This window comes from Vibrio sp. SG41-7 (assembly GCF_014164465.1).
Lineage (GTDB): Bacteria > Pseudomonadota > Gammaproteobacteria > Enterobacterales > Vibrionaceae > Vibrio > Vibrio splendidus.
The window spans coordinates 1-1,974 of record NZ_JACJFF010000259.1; the positions used below are offsets into that span (position 1 = coordinate 1).

Genomic DNA, 1,974 nt, shown 5'->3' on the forward strand with positions numbered 1-1,974 from the left:
TCCTCTACGACTACATGGTCAAGTGCATGAAAGAGCTAGCGAAAGCTGAGCCTGATATCGATGCGCTCCTACCTTGGAGCTTCAAACATTAACAACATCGCCCCGTGGGTTCATGGGGCGCATACTGTTCATGCCTAACTTAACAGCAGATAATCCCATTATTATTCCAAGAGATATGCCTAAAGAGCTGTCTCTCCAACTAAATGAAATTATTATGGAGCACTCTCAGCGTTGGGTGATAAGCACTCCAAGTATAGCAGCCTAACAAGGCGTTATGTTTTTCTGGAGTCAGATTTGGAAATTGCAAAATTAATTGATACTGGTTTTTCTACTGCTGATGCTGAATACCCTGAAATCTTTCAGGTTGATGGTGATGTGATCTTAAAGTTTCGTGATTGGCGAGAGGAAAAGGTAGAAATCTTCTTTGCAGACCCAATTGCAATGAAGTGGCAAATGGCTGAGTCTTCTTTAAACGGAGAACGCTGCGATAGTTGCTATGAAATTGAACAGTCTAATTGGTTGAAGTTGCATATTGATCAAGATGAAGTATCCGAATCCGAAGGCTACAAACACTTTAAGTTTAATTTCAATGAGATTGGACAGTTTGAGGTTTTAGCTCTCAACTATCAATTAAAAACATAACAAGGAGGCCTTGTGGGAAAATTAGTTAAGCCGATTATAGTGGTTGTAGTTTTTCTAGTTTCAGTTTGGGGATCAATGTGGTTAAAAAACAATGTCAACTTATCTGAAGCGTCATTTATGGTTCTCATTACTCTCGCGGCTATTTTTAGCATTCTCCTGCCAAATTTGAATCAGTTAAAGTCATTCTCAATTACTCGAGGTGAGCTGATTCTACAAGAAATCAAGGACAGTGAAGTTGCGGTGAAAGAGCTCGCTTTAGCTACACTAGAGCTTGTAGAAGCAAGCACAGAAGCAGCAATGGTGACCAGTGATTTTGACGAAGAGCGATACAAAAGGGCTATTGAAGAACTGAAGTCTTTGACAGCTAAAACATAACAATAAATTTAATCAGATTTGTAACACTTGGCATTTTTGCTTTGAATTAGCTTAAGTATTTACGGCACAATGGTTTAGGTGGGTGGTAGTGTTACTCACTACTTAATTTGGCGTTAGCCGTTAGAGTCAAGCTTGGAGATAAAGGTAATTAATGCGACAAGAAGAATGGTATTTATTTCAAGAACAGATATGCCAGCACTTTAGGTCTATCGGTGCTGAATCGGAAACCAACGTTTGTTTGAAAGGTGTAAGAACCGAACATGATGTAGACGTGTATGTAAAAACTAAATTCTTAGGCATTGATTTACAATGGATAATCGAAGCTAAACATTGGAAGCGCAATGTAAACAAGGGACATGTACTTGCACTACGAAGCATTGCTGAAGACTTAGGTGTAGATAAAGCATTTATAGTTTCTAGTAGCGGGTTTCAAAGTGGTGCTATGGAAGCTGCAAATAATACAAATATAAAGTTGCTGACTTTCGACCAACTTAAAGAAGAAACTAAAGGCTTTGTTGAGTCTGAAATACTCAAAACTTACGAAACACGTTTGGATTTGCTAGAAAATAGATATTGGTCTCATTCCAAAAAAATTCGAATTAAATACGGCCTTCGTCATCATTTAATGGACCATGAGCTTAGATTTACAGGTCAAATGTTACTAGGTGTAGCACGTAAAGCGTTGATGGATGCATCAGATAAAAACTATCCAATATTTCTTGGTACAGGACATAAAGAACACCAAGGAGAATTGTTTGCTGACAACTTTCAGCAACTGCAAAACTGGTTGAACCTCAATTTCAATCACTTCGAGGCAAAGCTGTTAGCATCGGAGTGGGAAATGCATAAAAATGGAGATTATAACCCAGACTGTATCTTGTCTTTGAGTAGTGATGAAACTCCGTCAAAAATGATGGCCAAAGGCATGTATAATGCCGAAGATGACAGCTAACAGGG

General features: G+C 38.6%; 3 protein-coding genes. All 3 read left to right on the top strand.

What is annotated here, in order from left to right:
* Positions 1-294: 294 nt before the first annotated feature.
* Positions 295-642: a hypothetical protein gene (locus H5300_RS26425; RefSeq protein ID WP_061024362.1), complete on the top strand. Its 348-nt coding sequence runs from the start codon at positions 295-297 to the stop codon at positions 640-642.
* A gap of 12 nt (positions 643-654) precedes the next feature.
* On the top strand, positions 655-1,017 hold the full coding sequence (locus tag H5300_RS26430) for a hypothetical protein (RefSeq protein WP_061024364.1): 363 nt from the start codon (positions 655-657) through the stop codon (positions 1,015-1,017).
* A 151-nt stretch (positions 1,018-1,168) separates the two neighbouring features.
* Entirely contained in the window at positions 1,169-1,969 is an 801-nt protein-coding gene (locus H5300_RS26435) for a restriction endonuclease (RefSeq protein WP_061024366.1), read from the top strand.
* Positions 1,970-1,974: the final 5 nt, after the last annotated feature.

What these genes read in the sequence shown, in the direction of transcription:
- H5300_RS26435 (WP_061024366.1), top strand. Translation starts at nt 1,169, where the DNA reads ATGCGACAAGAAGAATGGTATTTATTTCAAGAACAGATATGCCAGCAC.